This is a genomic window from Roseovarius sp. MBR-51 (assembly GCF_053628575.1).
This window is the reverse complement of the sequence record NZ_JBRJGQ010000013.1, coordinates 58,648-80,197: the sequence shown is the minus strand read 5'-3', so window position 1 is coordinate 80,197 and position 21,550 is coordinate 58,648. Positions and strand designations below refer to the sequence as shown.

Below are 21,550 nucleotides of genomic sequence, written 5' to 3'. Positions count from 1 at the left end.
AGGCGCGCCCGGCCATGAGGACCCTGCGCGCCTGATTTTTCAAATCCCCGCCGGGATATTCAACGGATCGCGTTGGATCATCTTGGGGGCGGTCAGCGCCTTCCATTTCGAGAGCGCCTGATGGGCCGAGGGAAAGGCCGGGCGGGGGACAAAGCGGCCACGCCCCGGCTGGGGCTGTGAATTCTGGCCCCAGGCCCAGATCACCTCGCCCCGGCTGAGGGTATAGCGCGGCTGCGCCTTGACCTCGAACCCCTCGAAGACGTTGTAATCAAGGATGGAATGGTGATTTGAGGCGCTGATCGTCTTGGTGATCTTGGGGTCCCAGACAACGAGGTCGGCATCCGCGCCTTCGACAATCGCGCCCTTTTTCGGGTAGATGTTGAGGATCTTGGCCACGTTGGACGAGGTGACGGCAACAAATTCGTTGAGCGTGAGGCGGCCTGTCTCTACGCCATGCGTCCAGAGCACGGCAAGCCGTTCCTCGAGCCCGTTGGAGCCATTGGGGATGATGCGGAAATCATTACGTCCGGCGCGTTTCTGCGCGGTGGAAAAGGCGGCGTGATCGGTGGCGACCACCTGCAACGACCCGGCCTGAAGCCCGGCCCAAAGGCTGTCCTGATGATCCTTGGAGCGGAACGGGGGCGACATGACGCGGCGCGCGGCATGGTCCCAGTCCTTGTTGAAATACTCGCTCTCGTCGAGGGTGAGGAACTGGATCAGCGGCTCGCCATAGACGCGCATGCCCTTTTGCCGCGCGCGCCGGATCGCCTCGTGCGCCTGCTCACAGCTGACATGCACGGTATAGAGCGGCACGCCCGCCGCGTCGGCAATACAAATCGCGCGGTTGGCGGCCTCGCCTTCAAACTCCGGGGGGCGGGAATAGGCGTGCCCCTCTGGCCCGGTGATCCCCTGGTCAAAGTATTTCTGCTGCATCTCGGCCACCAGATCACCGTTCTCGGCATGGACCATCGGCAGCGCGCCCAGTTCGGCGCAGCGTTTGAAAGAGGCGAACATCTCGTCGTCCTCGATCATCAAGGCACCTTTGTAGGCCATGAAATGCTTGAAGGAATTGACGCCCATATCGACGGCGTCCTTCATTTCGTTGAACACGGTCTCATTCCAGCCGGTGATGGCCATGTGATAGCCGATGTCGCTGCAAATCTGGGGGGCGGATTTGCGGTGCCACTCGTTGATGGCGTTCTTGATGCTGCCATCGGCACCGGGCAGGCAGAAATCCACGATCATCGTGGTGCCGCCGCAGGCCGCCGCCCATGTGCCCGTCTCGAAGGTTTCGGCGGCGGTGGTGCCCATGAAGGGCATCTCAAGGTGGGTGTGCGGGTCGATGCCGCCGGGGATGACATAGGCGTCCGTGGCGTCAATCGTGGTGTCGCCCTTGAGGTCCGCACCGATCTGTTTGATGGTCTCACCCTCGATCAGCACATCGGCCTTCCATGTGCGGTCGGCGGTGACGACGGTGCCGTTCTTGATGACTTTGGTGGTCATTGGGGATCTCCCTGTCTTTTTGGCGGGTGGTCTTTCATCTGGCCGGAAATACCTCGGGGGTTTGGGGGCTGGCCCCCAATCACTCCACCACCTCCGCCGTTTCCAGCACGGCGTGCAAGAGCACATCGGTGCCGGCGCGCGCCCAGTCGGGGGTGATTTCCTCGGCTTCGTTATGGCTGAGACCGTCCTTGCAGGGGCACATGACCATGGTGGTGGGATAGACCTTGTTGATCCAGCAGGCATCGTGACCCGCGCCTGAAACGATGTCCATATGGCTATACCCCAGCCGGTGGGCGGCGTCGCGCACGCGGGCGACGAGGGCCTCGTCAAAGGCGGGGGGATCAAAGGCGCCGACCACTTCGGCGCTGAATTTCACGCCCACATCGGCGCAGAGGCCGGGGGCGGAGGCCATGAGGTCTTCGACCATCGCCTCGAGTGTCTCGAGGATATGAGAGCGGAAATCGACGGTGAAGATCACCTTTTCGGGGATGACGTTGCGGCTGTTGGGGTAGACGTCGATATGACCGATCGCGCCCACGGCATTGGGCTGATACTGCAGGGCAATGTCATGCACCAGTTCCGTGACCCGCGCCAACCCGCGCCCGGCGTTGCGGCGCATATACATGGGGGTCGAGCCGGTGTGCTGGCCCTTGCCCGTAACGGTGCATTCGATCCAGCGCAAACCTTGGCCGTGGGTCACAACGCCGATTTGCTTGCCTTCGGCCTCTAGGATCGGGCCTTGCTCGATGTGTAGTTCAAAGAAGGCGTGCATCTTGCGGGCGCCGACCTTTTCGGGGCCTTTCCAGCCAATCCGCTCCAATTCATCGCCAAGGCGTTTGCCCTTGGCATCGACCCGGTCATAGGCCCAATCGCGGTCCAGCACGCCCGCGAAGACGCCCGAGGCAAGCATGGCGGGGGCAAAGCGGGTGCCTTCTTCATTCGTCCAGTTGGTGACGACGATGGGATGGCGCGTCTTGATGTCCAGATCGTTGAGGGTGCGGATGATTTCGAGCCCCGCCAGCACGCCCAGCACTCCGTCGTATTTGCCGCCCGTGGGTTGTGTGTCGAGATGGCTGCCGACATAGACCGGCAGCGCCTCGGGGTCGGTGCCTTCGCGGCGGGCGAACATATTGCCCATTTCATCCACGCCCATGCTGAGCCCCGCCGCCTCGCACCAGGATTGAAAGAGGGCGCGCCCTTCGGCGTCTTCATCGGTCAAGGTCTGGCGGTTGTTGCCGCCTGCGATGCCGGGGCCGATCTTGGCCATCTCCATCAGGCTATCCCAGAGCCGGGTGCTGTTGATCTTGAGGTTTTCGCCGGGTGCCGCCATGGGATTGCTCGCTTTTTTACCATTTGGTAAACTTACGATTGCTTGGGGCATGGGCGCTGTCAAGATTCGTCTTGGGGCTGAGCCGTGATCTGGCTAAGCTGGGAGGCGGGGTGATGAAAAATGCGCCCCGCAAAGAAAGGAAGAGGATGCCGCAAGCCCCCGCCGCGCAGGCCGGTCGCAAGCCAAGCCGGATTCAATTGCGCAACCGCAAGCGGATTCTCGAGGCGGCGCTCGAGGTGTTCTCGACCCATGGCTATCGTGGCGCGACACTGGATCAGATCGCGGCGGAGGCGGGGCTGAGCAAGCCGAACATTCTTTATTATTTCGAGGGCAAGGAAGAGATCCACGTCACCTTGCTCAATCAGCTCCTGGATGCCTGGCTTGCCCCCCTGCATGCGATTGATCCCGCAGGAGATCCGCTTGACGAAATCCTGACCTATGTGCGCCGCAAGCTGGCAATGTCGCGCGACCTGCCGCGCGAGAGCCGGTTGTTTGCCAATGAAATATTGCAGGGTGCGCCCCGTATGGGGCCGCATCTGGAGAGTGTTTTGAAGCCGCTGGTGGATCAGACGTCGATGATTATCCAGGGCTGGATCGCGGCGGGCAGGTTGTCGCCGGTCGATCCGCGGCATCTGCTCTTTTCGATCTGGGCCACGACCCAGCATTACGCCGATTTCGAGGCGCAGGTGGGAGTTCTTATGGGTGACGTTGACGTGCATGCCGGGGCCTCGGCGCATTTGGAGGCGATGTTTGGGCGACTTCTGAGGCCCAACGCGGCGATGGGATAGGTGCGGCACGGTGAAGGTGCGGCAATAAAATCGGAGTTTGTCTCTGGAAAAAAATGCGGAGATTTGACACAAGTCAACGGATACCGACGACGTGGGATCCTGAGCCCGCGCAAAACAAGGCAATGCGAGCACTATGCAGATTGAACGAACTTCTCTTCCCGGCGTGGTGATCGTGACACCCGCACGCCACGGCGATACGCGTGGTTTTTTCAGCGAGAGCTGGAATCGTCAGCGACTGGCTGGGGCGGGCATCACGATAGATTTCGTGCAGGATAATCATTCGCTCTCGGAACAGGTAGGCACGGTGCGGGGGCTGCATTTTCAATCGCCGCCGCATGCGCAGGCCAAGCTGGTTCGGTGCGGGCGCGGTGCGCTCTATGACGTGGCGGTTGATATCCGGCGCGGCAGCCCGACCTATGGGCACTGGGTAGGGGTTGATCTGAGTTTCGAGAATGGGCGTCAACTTCTTGTTCCGGAAGGGTTTTTACATGGTTTTGTGACCCGAGAGCCGATGACGGAAATCATCTATAAATGTTCGGATTACTATGCGCCGGAGTGTGATGGCGCGGTGCGTTTCGATGATCCCGAGATTGGGATCGCCTGGGGGGTTGAGGGTGAGTCTGTGGTGCTGAGTGACAAGGATGCCAAGGCGCCGCTGTTGCGCGATTTCGTCAGCCCCTTTGAGTTTGTGGGGGCGACATGAGGCTCTTGGTGACGGGTGGGGCCGGGTTTATTGGGTCGGCCGTGGTGCGTCATGCCGTGGCGCGCGGATATGAGGTGGTCAATCTGGATGCGCTGACCTATGCCGCCTGTCTGGATAATGTGGCCAGTGTGGCACAGAGCCCACGATATAGTTTCGTTCATGCCGATATCCGGGATCGTGCGGCGCTTGATCGGGTGTTCGCGGACCATGCGCCCGAGGCGGTGCTGCATCTGGCCGCAGAGAGCCATGTGGACCGCTCGATTGATGGCCCCGGCACCTTTGTCGAGACCAATATCACTGGCACCTACAATCTGTTGGAGGCGGCGCGTGGGTATTGGCAAGCCCTTGGAAAGCCTGAAAGTTTCCGGTTTCAGCATATCTCGACCGATGAGGTTTACGGCTCACTGCCCGCCGACCCGTCGGTCAAATTCACCGAAAATACGCCCTATGATCCGCGTAGCCCCTATTCGGCCTCAAAGGCGGCGTCGGACCATCTGGTTCGAGCCTGGCACGAGACCTATGGCCTGCCGGTGCTGATCACCAATTGTTCCAACAATTACGGGCCTTTCCACTTTCCCGAGAAGCTCATTCCGGTGATTATTCTCAAGGCATTGGCGGGAAAGCCGCTGCCGATTTATGGCGATGGATCGAACGTGCGTGACTGGCTCTATGTCGAGGATCACGCTGAGGCGCTGTTGAAGGTTCTGGAGCAGGGTGTGCCGGGGCGATCCTATAATATCGGTGGCGAAAATGAGCGCAGCAATCTGGACTTGGTGCGTACCTTATGTACAATTTTGGACGAGTTATGTACGCGCAGCGATGGCGCGTCCTATGCCGAGCAAATCACCTTTGTGACGGATCGTCCGGGCCATGATGCGCGCTACGCGATCGACCCGTCCCGCATCCGGGACGAGTTGGGATGGCGTCCCTCTGTCACGGTCGAAGAGGGGCTGCGGCGCACTGTGGCGTGGTATCTCGAGAACGAAAGCTGGTGGCGGGCGCTTGAGGCGCGTGAAGGGGTCGGAAAGCGGCTTGGGACGGGCTAAGAAAGGTCGTCCATTTTGCAGGACGATAGGAACATGGGGTTCGGTATGAAGATACTGGTTTTTGGCAAAACCGGTCAGGTGGCGACTGAGGTACAACGACTGGCGGAGGTCGTGGCCTTGGGGCGGGATGAAGCGGATTTGACGCAACCGGACAGGTGCGCCGCCGCGATTCGGGACCATACCCCCGATCTGGTGATCAACGCTGCCGCCTATACCGCCGTCGACCGTGCCGAAGAGGAAGAGACACTGGCGACGGTGATCAATGGCGCGGCACCCGGCGCTATGGCGCGGGCCTGTACCGATTTGGGTATTCCGTTTTGTCATGTTTCGACGGATTACGTTTTTGATGGCAGCGGCACGGCGCCGCGCCAACCGTCGGACCCGGTCGCGCCGTGCAATGCCTATGGTCGATCCAAACTGGCGGGTGAAGAGGCGGTGCGCGCTGCGGCAGGGCAGAGCGCGATCCTGCGCACATCCTGGGTGTTTTCGGCGCATGGCAACAATTTTGTGAGAACCATGCTGCGCCTGTCGGAAACGCGCGACGCGCTCAACGTGGTCGAGGATCAGATTGGTGGGCCGACGCCGGCTGCGGATATCGCGGCGGCGCTCTTGACCATGGGGCGGGCGATGGTCGCGGGCCATGCCGGGGGTCTTTATCATTTCAGCGGCGCACCCGATGCAAGCTGGGCGGAGTTCGCACGGGAGATTTTCGCCCGCGCCGGACGCGCGACGACGGTCACGGGTATCCCGACCAGCGCCTATCCCACACCCGCCGCCCGACCGCTCAACTCACGCCTTGATTGCGGAACCCTGACGGCGGAGTTTGGCATCGCGCGGCCCGATTGGCGGGACGGTGTGTCCCGCGTCCTTGAGCACCTGGAGCAAAAATGACCACAACACGCAAGGGCATCGTTTTGGCGGGAGGGTCGGGCACGCGGCTCTATCCGATCACCATGGGGCTGAGCAAACAGCTCTTGCCGGTCTATGACAAGCCGATGATCTACTATCCGCTGACGGTGCTGATGCTGGCGGGCATCCGCGAGATTGCTCTCATCACCACGCCACAGGATCAGGCACAATTTCAGCGGCTCTTGGGCGATGGCAGCCAATGGGGGCTGTCGTTCAGCTATATCGTGCAGCCCTCGCCGGATGGGCTGGCGCAGGCCTATCTGCTGGCGGAAGAGTTTCTGGACGGGCAGGCGTCGGCGCTGGTTCTGGGGGATAATATTTTCTACGGCCACGGGTTGTCCGAGCAATTGGAAAGCGCGGCGCGGCAGGAAAAGGGCGGCACCGTCTTTGGTTACCGCGTGGCGGACCCGGAGCGCTATGGCGTGGTCGAGTTCGACAAAGCGGGCCGGGCCGTGTCGATCGTGGAAAAGCCCAAGGTGCCGAAATCCGACTTTGCGGTGACGGGGCTCTATTTTCTGGATGGCGAGGCGTCGACACGTGCCCGCAGTGTGCAGCCCTCGGCGCGAGGCGAGTTGGAGATCACATCGCTGTTGGAGATGTACCTTGCCGATGGGCTGCTGTCGGTCGAGATGATGGGGCGCGGCTATGCCTGGCTGGATACCGGGACGCATGCCAGCCTGCTTGATGCCGGGAACTTTGTGCGCACTCTGGAGCGGCGGCAGGGGCAGCAGGTGGGCTGCCCCGAAGAGATCGCCTATGACAAAGGTTGGATTGATGCGGCGGCGCTGGAGGAGCGGATCAGCCTGTTCACGAAAACCGACTATGGACTCTATCTGAAACGCCTGTTGCACAGCCCGCGAACTGCCGACTGAGGGATGGGGGATCGTCGAGGGCCGCATGTCGTCATCCTCTTGGCCGTCTACAACGGCGGCGATTACCTGTCCGAACAATTGCAGAGCATCGCCGCGCAGGATCATCCCGATTGGCAGGTGCTGGCCAGTGATGACGGCTCTGACGATGGCAGTCAGGAGATCTTGGGCAAGTTTGCCGAGCGGAGCCCGGCGCAGTGCGTGACGGGGCCAAAGCGGGGGGCTGCGGCAAATTTCCTGTCACTCTTGCGCCATGCCCCCGACCGGACACCGGAGGGGCATTGGCTGGCGTTCAGCGATCAGGACGATGTCTGGTTGCCGGACAAGCTGTCGCGCGGGATTGCCGCGCTGGAGGCGTTGGAGGATGCGTGCCCGGCGCTCTATTGCAGCCGAACCTGGATCACGGATACGGATTTGCACACCCGGCGTCTGTCGGCGGCGCGGCCGCGGCCGCCGTCCTTTCGCAATGCGTTGGTGCAGAATGTCGCCTCGGGCAATACGATCCTGCTCAATGCCGCAGCGGCGCGGCTGGTCGAGGCGGCGGTGCAGAAGGTCGAGCGTGTCGTGGTGCATGACTGGTGGGTCTATCAGTTGATCACCGGGGCCGGGGGGCGCGTTGTCCATGACGATGCGCCGACGCTTTTGTATCGGCAGCATGATGTGAACCAAATCGGGTCGAACGACACGCGCCTGGCGCGCGTGCGGCGTATCCGGCAATTGTTGCAGGGGCATTTCCGGGACTGGAATGAGGTGAATATCGCGGCGTTGGCGCGGCTTGACGGGTATCTCACGCCGGAAAACCGAGAGGTTCTGGCCGAGTTCGCGGCCATGCGGCGTGGCCCGCTGCCGGCGCGACTGGCGCGGCTGTGGCGTCTCGGGCTCTATCGTCAGAGTCGGATCAGCACCTTTGCACTCTGGCTGTCGCTGGTGCTGAACCGACTCTGAGCGATGCAGAAAGGGCTTGCGCGTCCGGGGTGGTCTGCGACACTCTGCCGGTCCCGAGACCCCGGCAGGAGCCAGACATGACCGACGATCCCGACCGCCACGCGATGAAGATGGCCAAGAAAAAGGCCGCGCGCGACAAGATCATGGCCACCAAGACCGATGAGAAAGGGCTGATCATCGTTCATACCGGCAAGGGTAAGGGCAAATCCTCGGCGGCGTTCGGCATGATCTTTCGCTGCATCGCGCATGGCATGCCCTGCGCCGTGGTGCAGTTCATCAAGGGCGGCATGAGCACCGGCGAGCGTGATCTGATCCTATCGAAGTTCTCGGACGCCTGTGCCTTTCACACCATGGGCGAGGGGTTTACCTGGGAGACGCAGGATCGCACTCGTGACACGGAAATGGCGCAGGCGGCCTGGGCCAAGGCCAAGGAGTTGATCCGCGACGAGACCAACAAGATGGTCCTGCTGGATGAAATTAACATCGCGCTGCGGTATGATTATCTGGATATCAACGAGGTGGTGCAGTTTCTCGCTGAGGAAAAGCCGCATATGACCCATGTCGTGCTGACCGGGCGCAATGCCAAGGACGAGTTGATCGAGATCGCCGATCTGGTCACGGAAATGGAGCTGATCAAGCATCCGTTCCGCTCTGGCATCAAGGCGCAGATCGGGGTGGAGTTCTGAGCCATGGCGCGGACAAGAGTGTTGACCGAATTCGGCATGGGCACATCGCTGCGACGACAGGATTACACCGAAGCGGCGGCGCGGGCGGTGCGTGATGCGCTGTGGCACAATTCGATCAATCTGGCCGAGTTGTTCGGGTTCGACAAAGGCGACATGCTGATTGATCTCGATATTGCCGTGCAAGCGCCGGATGAGGTGGATGCCGAGGTGCTGCGCGCGATTTTCCCCTATGGGCAGGTGCGCGTGCAGGTGGCGCCGGGCGGATTGGACATTCCGCGCGCCGTGGGCAAGCCCACGGTGATCGCCAATGCCTGTATTTCGGTGTCGTTCGACATGGAGGCCAAGGCATGAGTGCGGAGCGGTTCATCATCGAGATGGGGATGGGCAATGACCTGCACGGGATGGATTACCAAAAGGCTGCCGTGCGGGCGATCGAGGATGCAATCCGCCATTCCACGATCCCGATGTTTCTGAATACCTCGCTCGATCACCGGGATATGGAGGTCAAGGTGACGGTGGGCGTGCAAGAGCCTGAGCGCGTTGATCCCGAGGCGTTGAAGGCCGGGTTGCCGCGTGGGCGGGCGACGGTGCAGGTGGTGTTTGGCGGGCAAAACGTGACCGATCCGGGGAGTGGCGAGACGCTGGTCATCGCCACGGCGGCGGTCGAGGCATTCTTTCCGTCGCAGGTCGGGAAATGGGTGCTGAGCGAGAGGTGAAGGGCGATCTGCCCCGAGAGGTCGTTCATTGCCATCCAAGGCGGCGCGTAGCGCGCCTTTGTTCCGCGCGCGTGGCAGGCTTGACGTAATCTTTTTGTCAAACCCACCCCCTCCGACCTCAATCCCCCAAGACCAAAGCACAGGCTTGCCGTGTGTCTGTCGTGGTCATATGATCTGACCAATTCAGCAAGGGCGCGCGCATGCCATTTCAGAAAGTCACACCCGAAAAGCTTTCGACTGCCGTCACGCGGCAAATTGAAAAACTCATTCTCCAAGGCATCCTGCGTCCCGGCGAGCGCTTGCCTGCCGAGCGCGATCTGGCCGAGAAACTGGGGGTCTCGCGCCCGTCGCTGCGTGAGGCGGTGGCGGAGTTGCAGGACAAGGGCCTCTTGAGCGCGCGCGCGGGCGCTGGGATTTACGTGGCTGACGTTTTGGGCAGCGCGTTCTCGGACGCGCTGATCAGGCTCTTTGCCGACCATGAGGAGGCGGTGTTCGATTACATCGGATTTCGCCGTGATCTGGAGGGGCTGGCGGCCTGTCGTGCGGCGCGCCTCGCCTCTGACACAGATTTGCAGGTGATCCAGACGGTGATGGACAAGATGGAGGCGGCGCATAAGAAAACCAATCCGGCGGATGAAGCGCGGCTTGATGCCGAGTTTCACATGGCGATCATCGAAGCGAGCCATAATGTCATCATGCTGCACATGATGCGCTCGATGTTCCAACTGCTGCGCGAGGGTGTGTTTTACAACCGTCAGGTGATGTTCAAGCAGCGCACGACGCGCGGTGCGCTCTTGGATCAGCACCGCGCCATCAACGCCGCCATTCAGGCGCGTAATCCCGAGGCGGCACGGACGGCGGTGAACGATCACCTCAACTATGTTGAAAAGGCGCTGGCCGATCAGCACAAGGCAGACCGCAACGAAGTCATTGCGCGCCAGAGATTTGAGCACGAGCAATCGCGTTAGAATGTCGCCTTGAGTGGGCGGTGCCAAGCGCGGGTCAGATCCGGTTCCGGACCCATGTTTTAGACTATTTTGGGACCTTTGCTGCCAGAATTTGCGCAAGGGAATAGAGCCGTTTTTCAAGCAGAACCGGCGCTTCGCAGGCATAGGTAAGTGAGCGACGGCGGTCGTCGAACACGCGTGCGCGCCAGTCGAGATCCTCTTCCAACTGGTCGATGCGGTCGAAATCGGGGGTCTCGGCCTTAGTGAGCGCCGCGATTTCGCTGCGCAGCGCGTCGATTTCCTGGGCCATGCGCGCCTGATTGCGGGCGTAGCGGGTGATGCCGCCCATGACCTCGACCCGGCGCTGGTTGAGGCGGTCAAACACGTCAGAAAAGATTGCGGTGTAGTCCTCCTTGGTCAGATCAGCTGTGGCATCCACCGCTGATTCGGCCTCTTCCAAGCTGAGTCGGCGCAGGGCCAGCAATTCTGCCAGTCGGGCGGCCTCGGGGGAGAGGGCGCCGGTCTCGGCCTGATTCTCAGGCGGATGGGGCCACATGACCGCCGCAGAAAGTGTATCCACACGGCGCTGAATGCAGGGCCAGTCGGGCTCATTCAATCCTGCGGCGTAAATTGGAGATATTCCAGTAAAAACAATGGATAAGGCGGTGAAAACTGCTCTCATTTCATCCTCTACGACTAAGGTCTTACTGAGTTATGGCGCGATCTTGGCACATATTGTCACAGGATGAAACAGGCCGGTTTGAAACGTATTTTTACGCCAAATCACCTAAAGGTTGTATCCTCTGGGATGCAAGGGAGGACAGACTGAATGAGAACGCGTGCGGCGGTGGCTGTTGAGGCTGGCAAGCCGATGGAGATCATGGAGGTGAACCTCGAGGGGCCGAAGGCTGGCGAGGTTCTGGTGGAGATCAAGGCGACGGGGCTGTGTCACACGGATGATTTCACCCTGTCCGGGGCCGATCCCGAGGGGGCGTTTCCGGCGATTCTGGGCCATGAGGGCGCGGGCGTCGTGCTCGAGGTGGGCCCCGGTGTCACCAGCCTGCAACCGGGCGATCACGTTATTCCGCTCTACACGCCCGAGTGCCGCGAGTGCGACTATTGCCTCAACCCGAAAACCAACCTCTGCCAGAAAATCCGCTCGACCCAAGGCCAGGGTCTCATGCCCGATGGCACCAGCCGGTTTTCGATGCTGAACGGCACGCCGATCCTGCATTACATGGGCTGCTCGACCTTTGCCAATCATACGGTCCTGCCCGAAATTGCACTGGCCAAGGTGCGCAAGGACGCGCCGTTTGACAAGATTTGCTACATCGGCTGCGGTGTCACCACCGGCGTCGGCGCGGTCATCAACACCGCCAAGGTGGAGATTGGCAGCCGGGCGATTGTGTTCGGTCTGGGCGGCATCGGCCTCAACGTGTTGCAGGGGCTGCGGCTGGCGGGGGCGGATCAAATCGTCGGCGTCGACATCAATCCGGGCCGGATCGAGATGGCGACGCGGTTCGGCATGACCGATTTCGTCAACCCCAAGGAGGTCAAGGGCGATCTGGTGGCACATCTGGTCGAGCTGACCGGCGGCGGGGCCGATTACACGTTTGACGCCACCGGTAATGTCGGCGTGATGCGCACGGCGCTGGAGGCGGCGCACAAGGGCTGGGGCGAGAGCATCATCATCGGCGTGGCGCCGGCGGGGGCCGAGATCAGCACGCGGCCGTTCCAATTGGTGACGGGGCGGTCGTGGCGCGGGACGGCATTCGGCGGCGCGCGCGGGCGCACGGATGTGCCCAAGATTGTCGATTGGTACATGCAGGGCAAGATCGAGATCGACCCGATGATCACCCACACCATGCCGCTCGACGATATCAACAAAGGGTTTGAATTGATGCACGCGGGCGAGAGTATTCGAAGCGTGGTGGTGTATTGAGCGCGGCTCTGTAACGGGGCCGTGCCGGACGGAATGCGCTCCGGTTCCATCGCAGAGGAGGGCGGTGCGGGGCGACACGGCGGGCAGAGGAGCCCGGCAAGCGAAACGAAGAACAGTTTTATCCAGGGAGGACAAAATGAAGAAATCACTCTTGATGTCGGCGGCGTTCTTTGTCGGCGCATCCGGCATGGCCGCGGCCAACAGCGATCTACAGGCGCTGATAGATGACCCAACGCAATGGGCGATTCAAACGGGCGATTATGCGAATACCCGCTATTCCGAGTTGGACCAGATCAACAAGGACAATGTCGGCAAATTGCAGGTCGCGTGGACATTCTCGACCGGCGTTTTGCGCGGGCATGAGGGCTCGCCACTGGTGATCGGGGACATCATGTATGTCCACACGCCCTTTCCGAACATCGTTTATGCGCTCGATCTGAGCGACAACGGCAAGATCATTTGGAAATATGAGCCCAAGCAAGATCCCAACGTGATCCCGGTGATGTGCTGTGACACGGTCAACCGGGGCGTGGCCTATGCGGATGGCAAGATTTTCCTGCATCAGGCCGATACCACGATTGTCGCGCTGGATGCCAAGTCCGGCGAGGTCGTTTGGACTGCTGTGAATGGCGATCCGGCGATTGGTGAGACCAACACCGCGACGGTGCTGCCGGTCAAAGACAAGATCATCGTCGGCATTTCGGGCGGTGAGTTCGGCGTGCGTGGCCATACGACGGCCTATGACATCAAGACTGGCGAAATGGTCTGGCGGGCCTATTCGATGGGACCGGACAGCGACACGCTGATGGACCCGGAGAACACGACCCATCTGGGCAAGCCGGTAGGACCGGATTCGGGCACGAATACCTGGGAAGGCGATCAGTGGAAGATCGGTGGCGGCTCGACCTGGGGCTGGTATTCCTATGATGCAGAGCTGGACCTGTTCTATTATGGCACCGGCAACCCCTCGACCTGGAACCCGGCGCAGCGGCCCGGCGACAACCGCTGGTCGATGACCATCATGGCGCGGGACCCCGATGACGGGATGGCCAAGTGGCTCTATCAGATGACCCCGCATGACGAGTGGGACTATGACGGCGTCAACGAGATGATCCTGACGGATCAAGAGGTTGACGGGCAGATGCGCAAGCTCTTGACCCACCCGGATCGCAACGGTCTGGCCTATACGCTCGACCGGGAAACTGGCGAGTTGCTGGTGGCCGAGAAATACGACCCGGTTGTGAACTGGACCACGGGTGTGGATATGGACCCCGCCTCCGAGACCTATGGCCGTCCGGCTGTGGTGGCGGAATATTCGACCGAGCAGAATGGCGAGGATGTCAACTCGACCGGCATCTGTCCGGCGGCCTTGGGCACCAAGGACCAGCAGCCGTCGGCGTATAGCCCCAAGACGGGCCTGTTCTATATCCCCACCAACCACGTCTGCATGGATTACGAGCCGTTCCGCGTGAGCTATACCGCCGGTCAGCCCTATGTGGGTGCGACGCTGGCGATGTATCCCGCGCCCGGCAGCCATGGCGGCATGGGCAATTTCATCGCCTGGGACAATATCGAGGGTAAGATCAAGTGGTCGATCCCCGAGCAGTTCTCGGTCTGGTCGGGCGCTCTGGCGACCGCTGGCGATGTGGTGTTCTACGGCACGCTTGAGGGGTATCTGAAGGCGATTGATGCCTCGACGGGGGACGAGCTTTACAGCTTCAAGACGCCCTCGGGGATCATCGGCAACGTGATGACCTATGAGCATGGTGGCAAGCAGTATGTCGGCATCCTGTCGGGGATTGGCGGCTGGGCCGGGATTGGTCTTGCGGCGGGTCTCACCGATCCGAATGCCGGTCTGGGCGCTGTGGGCGGCTATGCAGCCCTGAGCGACTATACCGCGCTGGGTGGTCAGCTGACCGTCTTCAAACTGCCGGATTGATCGCTCTGATCTGATCCCATCACAGGCGGCGCGGCACCCTGAAGTGTCGCGCCGCCGCACCTGAATACCAAAAGGAGTTCCGAATGTTGACGATCCGACGCCTCTTGCCCGCTGGTCTGACCGCATGTCTCGCGCTCATCGCGCTACCGGTCCTCGGCGAAGAGGCCCCGTCGCCCGATGATCCCAAGTTCGCTGCCGCCTCTGAGGAGGGTGGCCGCTATTTCACCGCCGATGATATTCCCACATTCAACGTGGCCGAAGATGGCACGGTGGATTGGCGGACATTCTCCGGGTTCCGGCGCTATCATGCGGAATGTCATGTCTGTCATGGGCCGGATGGTGAGGGATCGACCTATGCGCCGGCGCTCAAGAAGTCGGCTGTGACGATGGATTACTATGATTTCTATGGCGTCGTTGCCGAAGGGCGCCAAAAGGTGAATGCCTCTGAAAATTCGGTGATGCCATCCTTTGGCACCAACCCGAATGTGATGTGCTATCTGGATGACATCTATGTCTATCTCAAGGCGCGCGGTCTGGGCGTGATCGAGCGGGGACGTCCGGCCAAGAAGGAGGCGAAATCCGATGCGATTCAAGCCGATGAAGATGCCTGCATGGGCTAAGGCGCTTGGCCTCGCTGTCGCGCTCTTGCCCGGAGTGGCTGGGGCGCAGATGGCGGAGCTGGTCTCGCAGACGGCGTTTCGGGTCTGTGCCGATCCGGCGAATGACCCGATGTCGACCGAGGCCGGGACCGGGTTTGAGAACAAGATCGCCGAGTTGCTGGCCGCAGAGTTGGACAAGCCGGTGGACTACAGCTGGTTTCCGATGGCGACCGGATTTGTTCGGCGGACATTAGGCGAAAAGCGCTGTGACGTGATCATCGGGTTCGCGCAGGGGCATGAATTGGTGCAGAATACCAATCATTACATGGTCTCGGCCTATACGATCATCCTGCCGCGCGAGAGTGAGTTGGCTGATGTCGTGACGCTGGCCGATCCGCGCCTGAAGGGCAAGGTGGTGGGGATCATAGCGGGCAGCCCGCCGGGCACGCACATGGCGCGAAACGGGCTGATGGCCAAGGCGCGGGCCTATCCGCTCTTTGTGGATCGGCGGGTGCAGTCGCCTGCGAGTGACATGCTGCGCGATCTGGAGGCCGGAGAGATTGACGCCGCCGTGCTCTGGGGGCCGATCGGTGGGCCGCTGGTCAAGCGCGAGCATCCCGGATTGAAAGTCGTGCCGCTGATGCAGGAGGCGGGCGCGCCCAAGATGTTCTACCGGATCACCATGGGTGTGCGTCTGGGCGAGGATCAGTGGAAGCGGCAATTGAATTCGCTGATCCGGCGCAATCAGGCGGGGATTGACGCGATTTTGGTCGAGGCTGGTGTGCCGCTGCTCAATGACATGGGTACAGAGGCCAAGGTGCTCTCGCAATGATCCGGGCTGGTCTGGCCGCGCTGATGCTGCTGGCCGGACCGGTGGCGGCGCAGGGGGTGGCAGAGCCGGAGGGCTATCGTGGAGAGCCCTACCGCGCGCCGGTGCCCGAGACATTGGCGGGCGCGGTTGTGGTCGATGCCATGGCTGCGCATGTGCTCTGGCAGGGGGGCGAGGTGGCTTTTGTCGATGTGCTGCCGCGCGCACCCAAACCTGCGAACCTGCCTGCGGGCACGATCTGGCGCGACAAGCCGCGGCTGTCCATTCCGGGCGCTGTGTGGTTGCCCAACACCGGATATGAGCGGATTGCGCCGGAAACTGAGGCTTATTTGAGGGACGGGTTGGCGGAGGTGACGGGCGGCGATCCGGGCCATCCGGTGCTGTTGTTCTGTCTGGAGGACTGCTGGATGTCGTGGAATGCGGCCAAGCGGGCACTGGAGATGGGTTATACAGAGGTTTATTGGTTTCCCGAGGGCACCGATGGCTGGGGTGTCGAAGGCTATCCGCTGGAGCGAGTCGAGGCGCGAGCGGGGGAGCCGGGGACGTAGGGGGTCTTCTGGTCGAGAGGGGGGCGAGAGCGGGTTGCGTCTGACCGGGTTCACATCGCCCCGGCTCCCGAGACGGGGCCTCCACGCTGCCTCGGCGAGGTCCCGGGTCAAGCCCGGGACGTGTGTGGGTTCGATGGGGCGCAACACGCCCTAACCCCAAAGCACAAGCCGCGCTGTGCCCGCCCGGTGGGGCGCTGCGCGGGGCGTTCCGCGCGGGGCACAGTCAAGACCTGCCCCCCTCAATACGCCGCAAGGCTGGTGCGGGCGCTGGTCCTTGTGCCGTCGGTGTCGCGCAGGCTGACCTCTGCTGTCGTGGTGCCCATCGGGATCGAGACGCGCAGACGGGGGTTTTCCGACAGGGAAATGCTGCCGGTCATGGTGAGGTAGGGCGCATTGTCGAGCGTGATTGCCACTTCCTCGACCACGCGCAGCGGTGTGTAGAGCAGGGTGATCTGATCCATCGCCAGACCCGAATGGCTGGGATGGCTGATGTCGACATCGAGGGCGTGAACCTTGCCTGCGAGGGTCGCAAGGCGGGTGTTCACGCTCTTGCTGGGGGCTGTGATGTCAGGCAGGAACGCCAATTCCATCTCGCCCAGACTGGCCAGAGCCGCGATGGGATCGGTGCCCGGCGGGGCGGCACAGGCCCCCTGGCCGGAGGTTTTGAGGAATGCCTCGGCCATGTGCCGCTCGCCGGTGTCGGTGAGGGCCACGAGATGCAGAGGGGTTTGACCGTTGAGGCGGGTGGTGAGGCTGAACGCGAATTCGGCCTGTGGCGCGGCAAGATGGAATTCAGCGGCAACCGGGGCGGGGTTTTCGTCGATCACCAGCGTCACGGTGGTGATCTTTTGACCCGCCGGGGCGATGACATGTCCGCCCAACACGGTGCGCGCGTCGTCGGTGGCGCGGTAGGGGGCGTCAAAGGTGACATGCGCGCTCTGGCTGATGAGGGGCGCGTCGCCATAAAGCGCGGATTGAATCTCGGGCCAGGCTGATTGCGCCAGTGCCGGACCGCAGAGCATCAAGGCCGTGAGGGCCGGGGCCAGATGTTTCATGTCATCCCTCCGCAAAAATATGGGTCTTGAAGATATAGCGCATGCCGCGCAGCCATGAGTCATCGGTGTTGGAGCGGATATCGACCGCTCGGGCGCGCACCACCTCGCCGCTGGGCACGGCGCGCAGCACGAGGTTCATTGACAGGATCAGGTTCGAGACCTTTTGCACCTCTCCGACCAGCACGTAATCGGCATCGAGCCGCGCCGCGAGGCGGGTTTCGCAGCCGTAGCAATCTGCGGGGTTGGAAATGCGGTCGAGATCCTTCGCGATGGGGCCGAGGTCGAGAAGGGCAAAGCCACTCTCGACAAAGCGGGACTGGACATAGTCCTGCACCAGCGCCAGCCGGGCGGTTTCATCGGCCCGCACCGGATTGTAGGCACCTTCGGTCGAGGTGTCGATGAAGGTGATCCCGAGAAAGGCGATGTCCGCGCCAGCCCGCAACGGAACAAGCCCCTGCGCCGTGGCGGCGGAAGCCGACAGGAACCCGGCCAGAAGCCAGAGGAAAAGCGCCCGTATCATGCGCGGATGTTATGCCGGGTCGGGGTGGCGCGCTATGCGACTTTGGATGGAGAGCGTGGGGGTCTCAGACACCCACGTCGATCATCGCCTTTGCCAGTATCGGCACGGTCTTTGCGTTGAGCCCGGCGATGTTGATGCGGCTGTCGCCGATCATGTAGATCGCATGCTCTGCGCGCAGGCGTTCGACCTGTTCGGGGGTGGCACCCAAGCGCGAGAACATGCCGCGATGCTGGGCGATAAAGCCGAAGCGGTCGGAGCCGGAAATCCGCTGCAATTCTGCGGCCAGAGACTCGCGCAGTTTGAGCATGCCAAGGCGCACCTCCTCAAGCTCTGACTGCCAGTCGGCGCGCAGGTCGGGATCGGACAGCACCATGGTCACCAGTCGCGCACCGTGATCGGGCGGGAAGGAGTAGTTTTGCCGGTTGAGATAGGCAAGATTGCCCTGGGTGACCTTTTGCAGGCTTTTGTCCTGCGCCACGGCCATCAGGATGCCGGTGCGTTCGCGGTAGATCCCGAAGTTCTTGGAGCAGCTGGCCGCGATCAGCGTCTCGGGGCAGTTTTCCGCCACGAACCGCACGGCGGCGGCATCCGCCTCGAGCCCGTCGCCAAAGCCCTGATAGGCAATGTCGATCATCGGCAGCGCGCCGCGTGCATTGAGCAGGTCCACCACCGCGCGCCATTCGGTCATGTTGAGATTGGCACCGGTGGGGTTGTGGCAGCAGCCGTGCAAGAGCACTACATCGCCCGCGCGCAATCCGTCCAGATCGGCCATCATGCCGGTGAAATCGACGCCCACGGTTTCGGGGTCGAAATAGCGATACATCACCACCTCGATGCCCATATGCGCGAGAATGCTCAGGTGGTTGGGCCATGTCGGATCAGAGACAAAGACGCGTGCGCCGGGGGTGGCCATCTTGAGCAGATCAAACGCCTGACGCACCGCACCGGTGCCGCCCGGGGTGGCAATCGCCGAGACCTGATCGCGGGTCACGGCATCACCCAAGATGAGCGAAATCATCACATCGGCAAAGGCCGGATCGCCCGCAAGGCCGGTATAGGCCTTGGTGGTTTCCATCTCCCACAACTGCTTTTCGGCGGCTTTGACCGCGCGCATGATGGGCGTGACGCCTTCGGGGGTTTTGTAGACGCCGACGCCGAGATCAATCTTGGTCTCGCTTGGGTCCTCGCGGAACGCCTGACCGAGGGCCAGAATCTTGTCAGCGGGTTTTTCTTTCAGGGCGTCAAACATCAGGCTTCTCCAGTGGCGACGGGCAGGGTGGGGAACGCGCCCCATTCGGTCCAGGACCCGTCATAAAGCGCATGGTCGGTCTTGCCGATCCGCTCCAGCGCCAGATTGATGATGGCGGCGGTCACACCAGAGCCGCAGGAGGTGATGACCGGCTTGGTCATATCCACCCCGGCGGCGGCGAAGACCGCGCGCAGGGCGTCGGGGTCTTTCATGGTCATGTCGGCGTTCAAGAGGTCCGTGTAGGGCACGTTCTTGGAGCCGGGGATGTGGCCTGCGCGCAGACCGGCGCGGGGCTCGGGGGCCTCTCCGCGAAACCGCGCGGCGGCGCGGGCATCAAGGATTTCGTAATCGCCCAGTTTGGCGGCGGCGGCGACCTGGGTCACGTCCTTGACCATTTGGTTCTGGCGGCGCACGGTCATGTGACGGTCGCGGATGATGGGCGGCATATCCTCGATGGCGCGGCCTTCGGCCTGCCATTTCGGGAAACCGCCGTCGAGCACGGCGATGTTGTCCTGACCCATAAGGCGAAACAGCCACCAGACGCGGGCCGCCGAAAACAGCCCCTTGGCGTCATAGACCACCACCTGATGCCCGTCGCCGACGCCCATGGCGCGGAGTTTCGACATAAATTTCTCGACCGGCGGGGCCATGTGTGGGAGTTCCGAGCGCGCATCGCTGATGTCGTCGATGTCAAAGAAGCGCGCGCCCGGGATATGCGCGGCGTCGTATTCCGCGCGTCCGCTGCGCCCCTCAGAGGCCATGAACATGGTGCCATCGAGAATGCGCAGGTCGGGGTCCTTGAAATGGGCCGCGAGCCAGTCGGTGGAAACAAGCGTTTTCGGATCGTCCATGGCCATTTGCCCCCCGGTTCAAACGCTTTCTGCCTACAGTCTGAGGGGCAAAAGGGCAAGACCGTGCGGCGTGCCTGCGGTTATCGCCGCAAGAGGCGGGTGGCAGCGCCAAGCGCCCAGAGGGCTGCGGCACCGCAGAGGCCCGTCGCGGTGATGAGGCGGAGGATATAGGCGGCGTCGCCGCCCGTGGCCGGGGTGAGACTGAGGAGGTGTCCGGCAACCGCCCCTCCGACCGCGCCCACGCCTGCATGCAGGAGCCAGCCCAGACGCGGCGAAAGCCAGAGGCCAGCGGCGATCATCGCCGCCGTGGCACCGGTCAGAAGAGCGATGATCAATTCCATCCGTCGCTCTCCCGTGGCCTAGCCATGATCCTTGAGCAGGCGCTGCTTTTGCCGGGCCCAATCGCGCTTGGCCTCGGTTTCGCGCTTGTCATGGTTCTTTTTGCCCTTGGCGATGCCGATCTTGAGCTTGGCGATGCCGCGATGGTTGAAATAGAGCACCAAGGGCACCAGCGTCATGCCCTTGCGTTGGGTATCGCTCCAGAGGCGGGACATTTCCTTTTTCGAGACGAGCAGCTTGCGCCGCCGCTTTTCATCGTGACCAAAGGTCTTGGCCTGCTCGTAGGGGGCGATGTAGGAGTTGACCAGCCAGAGTTCGCCATTTTCAACCATGGCGTAGCTCTCGGCGATATTGGCGCTGTTGACCCGCAGGGATTTCACCTCGGAGCCTTCAAGGATGATGCCGCATTCGAGGTCGTCCTCTATGGCAAAATCATAGCGCGCACGCCGATTTTCGGCGATCACCTTGTAGTTCGGATTTTCCTTGTCCTTGACCATTCCGCCTACCTAATGGCGTGCGCGGGCGCTGTCCAGCGGGGGCGATGTCATTCCGCAGCGCGGCGGAGGCTGGCCATCAAGAGGTGGAATTTCTCGCCTTGGATGGCGACATGGCCGCGCAGCACCTCGGCGGCACGCTCTGCCTCTCCGGCGCGCAGGGCGGCGACGACGGCCTCGTGTTCGGCCATGGATTGCGCCATGCGCCCGCGCAGGCGCAATTGCATCCGGCGAAAGGGTTTGAGTCTGCGGTGCAGACGGAGCGCCTCTTGTTCAAGAAAGGAATTGCCCGCGTGGCGATAGATCATGTGGTGGAACTGTTCATTCTCGCGGTAATAGCCGTCGGCATCATCCGCTGCGATGGCCTGTGTGCAGCGGGCATTGGCGGCGTCGAGATCGGCGAGCGCGGTCTCTGAAATCCGATGGGCTGCGAGGCGACCGCAGACGCCCTCGATCTCGGCCATGGTTTCGAACATTTCCATCAGTTCGACCAGTCCGGGTTGGCGGATGAATACGCCACGCCGGGGGATCTGTTCGGCGAGGCCAGAGGCGACAAGGCGACCGAGCGCCTCGCGGATGGGTGTGCGCGAGACGTTGAATTGCCGCGCGAGGCGGATTTCGTCCAGCCTGTCACCATCGCTGAAGTCGCCGGTGAAGACCAGTTCTTCGAGTGCATCTGCAATGATATCGGCGCGGCGTATTTCCATAAAAAAATCCTAGCGAGGGCGAGGTTTGTGCGCAAG

Annotated in this window: 25 protein-coding genes; 15 read left to right on the top strand and 10 right to left on the bottom strand. The window is 62.0% G+C overall.

What is annotated here, in order from left to right:
• Window positions 1–39: 39 nt before the first annotated feature.
• On the bottom strand, window positions 40–1,503 hold the full coding sequence (hydA, locus tag ACSSVY_RS17435) for a dihydropyrimidinase (RefSeq protein WP_454270884.1): 1,464 nt from the start codon (window positions 1,501–1,503) through the stop codon (window positions 40–42).
• A gap of 79 nt (window positions 1,504–1,582) precedes the next feature.
• Complete coding sequence (locus ACSSVY_RS17430; RefSeq protein ID WP_454270882.1) at window positions 1,583–2,833, bottom strand: Zn-dependent hydrolase; 1,251 nt, start codon at window positions 2,831–2,833, stop codon at window positions 1,583–1,585.
• Window positions 2,834–2,979: 146 nt separating this feature from the next.
• Between ACSSVY_RS17430 and ACSSVY_RS17425 the strand changes: the two genes are divergently transcribed.
• The 10 genes from ACSSVY_RS17425 to ACSSVY_RS17380 all read left to right on the top strand — a co-directional run bounded on the left by ACSSVY_RS17425 (window position 2,980) and on the right by ACSSVY_RS17380 (window position 10,463).
• Window positions 2,980–3,621 (top strand): TetR family transcriptional regulator C-terminal domain-containing protein, encoded by a 642-nt coding sequence (locus tag ACSSVY_RS17425; protein WP_454270880.1) that lies wholly within the window; start codon window positions 2,980–2,982, stop codon window positions 3,619–3,621.
• Between the two features lie 133 nt (window positions 3,622–3,754).
• Window positions 3,755–4,324 (top strand): dTDP-4-dehydrorhamnose 3,5-epimerase, encoded by a 570-nt coding sequence (rfbC, locus tag ACSSVY_RS17420; protein WP_454270878.1) that lies wholly within the window; start codon window positions 3,755–3,757, stop codon window positions 4,322–4,324.
• The gene (rfbB, locus tag ACSSVY_RS17415) at window positions 4,321–5,370 is read left to right on the top strand and encodes a dTDP-glucose 4,6-dehydratase (RefSeq protein WP_454270876.1); all 1,050 of its coding nucleotides are present in this window, start codon (window positions 4,321–4,323) and stop codon (window positions 5,368–5,370) included. Before rfbC ends, rfbB begins: the two co-directional genes overlap by 4 nt.
• A 45-nt stretch (window positions 5,371–5,415) precedes the next feature.
• On the top strand, window positions 5,416–6,261 hold the full coding sequence (rfbD, locus tag ACSSVY_RS17410; protein ID WP_454270875.1) for a dTDP-4-dehydrorhamnose reductase: 846 nt from the start codon (window positions 5,416–5,418) through the stop codon (window positions 6,259–6,261).
• On the top strand, window positions 6,258–7,151 hold the full coding sequence (rfbA, locus tag ACSSVY_RS17405; RefSeq protein WP_454270873.1) for a glucose-1-phosphate thymidylyltransferase RfbA: 894 nt from the start codon (window positions 6,258–6,260) through the stop codon (window positions 7,149–7,151). Before rfbD ends, rfbA begins: the two co-directional genes overlap by 4 nt.
• A gap of 3 nt (window positions 7,152–7,154) precedes the next feature.
• Complete coding sequence (locus ACSSVY_RS17400; RefSeq protein ID WP_454270871.1) at window positions 7,155–8,093, top strand: glycosyltransferase; 939 nt, start codon at window positions 7,155–7,157, stop codon at window positions 8,091–8,093.
• Window positions 8,094–8,170: 77 nt separating this feature from the next.
• Window positions 8,171–8,779, top strand: coding sequence for a cob(I)yrinic acid a,c-diamide adenosyltransferase (gene cobO, locus ACSSVY_RS17395; RefSeq protein WP_009817305.1), 609 nt, complete (start codon window positions 8,171–8,173; stop codon window positions 8,777–8,779).
• A 3-nt stretch (window positions 8,780–8,782) separates the two neighbouring features.
• A complete protein-coding gene (locus ACSSVY_RS17390) occupies window positions 8,783–9,130 on the top strand; it encodes a Lin0512 family protein (protein WP_454270869.1) in 348 nt (115 codons plus the stop codon).
• Window positions 9,127–9,495, top strand: coding sequence for a Lin0512 family protein (locus tag ACSSVY_RS17385; protein ID WP_454270867.1), 369 nt, complete (start codon window positions 9,127–9,129; stop codon window positions 9,493–9,495). The genes ACSSVY_RS17390 and ACSSVY_RS17385 overlap by 4 nt, the downstream gene beginning before the upstream one ends.
• Window positions 9,496–9,695: 200 nt before the next feature.
• On the top strand, window positions 9,696–10,463 hold the full coding sequence (locus ACSSVY_RS17380) for an FCD domain-containing protein (RefSeq protein WP_454270865.1): 768 nt from the start codon (window positions 9,696–9,698) through the stop codon (window positions 10,461–10,463).
• 64 nt (window positions 10,464–10,527) lie between these two features.
• On the opposite strand, the gene ACSSVY_RS17375 is transcribed toward ACSSVY_RS17380, so the two are convergent.
• Window positions 10,528–11,022, bottom strand: coding sequence for a hypothetical protein (locus ACSSVY_RS17375; protein WP_454270863.1), 495 nt, complete (start codon window positions 11,020–11,022; stop codon window positions 10,528–10,530).
• Between the two features lie 249 nt (window positions 11,023–11,271).
• Between ACSSVY_RS17375 and ACSSVY_RS17370 the strand changes: the two genes are divergently transcribed.
• From ACSSVY_RS17370 to ACSSVY_RS17350, 5 genes are all read left to right on the top strand, one after another.
• Window positions 11,272–12,384 carry an S-(hydroxymethyl)glutathione dehydrogenase/class III alcohol dehydrogenase gene (locus tag ACSSVY_RS17370; protein ID WP_454270861.1) on the top strand — a complete coding sequence of 371 codons (1,113 nt, stop codon included), beginning with the start codon at window positions 11,272–11,274 and terminating at the stop codon, window positions 12,382–12,384.
• Between the two features lie 136 nt (window positions 12,385–12,520).
• Entirely contained in the window at window positions 12,521–14,323 is a 1,803-nt protein-coding gene (gene xoxF5, locus ACSSVY_RS17365; protein WP_454270859.1) for a lanthanide-dependent methanol dehydrogenase XoxF5, read from the top strand.
• 83 nt (window positions 14,324–14,406) lie between these two features.
• Window positions 14,407–14,943, top strand: coding sequence for a c-type cytochrome, methanol metabolism-related (locus ACSSVY_RS17360; protein WP_454270858.1), 537 nt, complete (start codon window positions 14,407–14,409; stop codon window positions 14,941–14,943).
• On the top strand, window positions 14,927–15,754 hold the full coding sequence (locus tag ACSSVY_RS17355) for a substrate-binding domain-containing protein (protein WP_040651247.1): 828 nt from the start codon (window positions 14,927–14,929) through the stop codon (window positions 15,752–15,754). The genes ACSSVY_RS17360 and ACSSVY_RS17355 overlap by 17 nt, the downstream gene beginning before the upstream one ends.
• On the top strand, window positions 15,751–16,299 hold the full coding sequence (locus tag ACSSVY_RS17350) for a PQQ-dependent catabolism-associated CXXCW motif protein (protein ID WP_454270856.1): 549 nt from the start codon (window positions 15,751–15,753) through the stop codon (window positions 16,297–16,299). The genes ACSSVY_RS17355 and ACSSVY_RS17350 overlap by 4 nt, the downstream gene beginning before the upstream one ends.
• Window positions 16,300–16,538: 239 nt before the next feature.
• Here ACSSVY_RS17350 and ACSSVY_RS17345 read toward each other — a convergent pair whose 3' ends face one another.
• The 7 genes from ACSSVY_RS17345 to ACSSVY_RS17315 all read right to left on the bottom strand — a co-directional run bounded on the left by ACSSVY_RS17345 (window position 16,539) and on the right by ACSSVY_RS17315 (window position 21,514).
• A complete protein-coding gene (locus ACSSVY_RS17345; protein ID WP_454270854.1) occupies window positions 16,539–17,354 on the bottom strand; it encodes a quinoprotein dehydrogenase-associated SoxYZ-like carrier in 816 nt (271 codons plus the stop codon).
• Between the two features lies 1 nt (window position 17,355).
• Window positions 17,356–17,874 (bottom strand): DUF3280 domain-containing protein, encoded by a 519-nt coding sequence (locus ACSSVY_RS17340; protein WP_454270853.1) that lies wholly within the window; start codon window positions 17,872–17,874, stop codon window positions 17,356–17,358.
• A 64-nt stretch (window positions 17,875–17,938) separates the two neighbouring features.
• The gene (locus ACSSVY_RS17335) at window positions 17,939–19,123 is read right to left on the bottom strand and encodes an amino acid aminotransferase (protein ID WP_454270851.1); all 1,185 of its coding nucleotides are present in this window, start codon (window positions 19,121–19,123) and stop codon (window positions 17,939–17,941) included.
• Window positions 19,123–19,974: a 3-mercaptopyruvate sulfurtransferase gene (gene sseA / locus ACSSVY_RS17330; protein WP_454270849.1), complete on the bottom strand. Its 852-nt coding sequence runs from the start codon at window positions 19,972–19,974 to the stop codon at window positions 19,123–19,125. Before sseA ends, ACSSVY_RS17335 begins: the two co-directional genes overlap by 1 nt.
• Before the next feature lie 80 nt (window positions 19,975–20,054).
• Window positions 20,055–20,315 carry an SsrA-binding protein gene (locus tag ACSSVY_RS17325; protein ID WP_454270847.1) on the bottom strand — a complete coding sequence of 87 codons (261 nt, stop codon included), beginning with the start codon at window positions 20,313–20,315 and terminating at the stop codon, window positions 20,055–20,057.
• Window positions 20,316–20,333: 18 nt separating this feature from the next.
• A complete protein-coding gene (gene smpB, locus ACSSVY_RS17320; RefSeq protein WP_454270845.1) occupies window positions 20,334–20,810 on the bottom strand; it encodes an SsrA-binding protein SmpB in 477 nt (158 codons plus the stop codon).
• Between the two features lie 47 nt (window positions 20,811–20,857).
• Entirely contained in the window at window positions 20,858–21,514 is a 657-nt protein-coding gene (locus ACSSVY_RS17315; RefSeq protein WP_454270843.1) for a GntR family transcriptional regulator, read from the bottom strand.
• Window positions 21,515–21,550 lie beyond the last annotated feature (36 nt).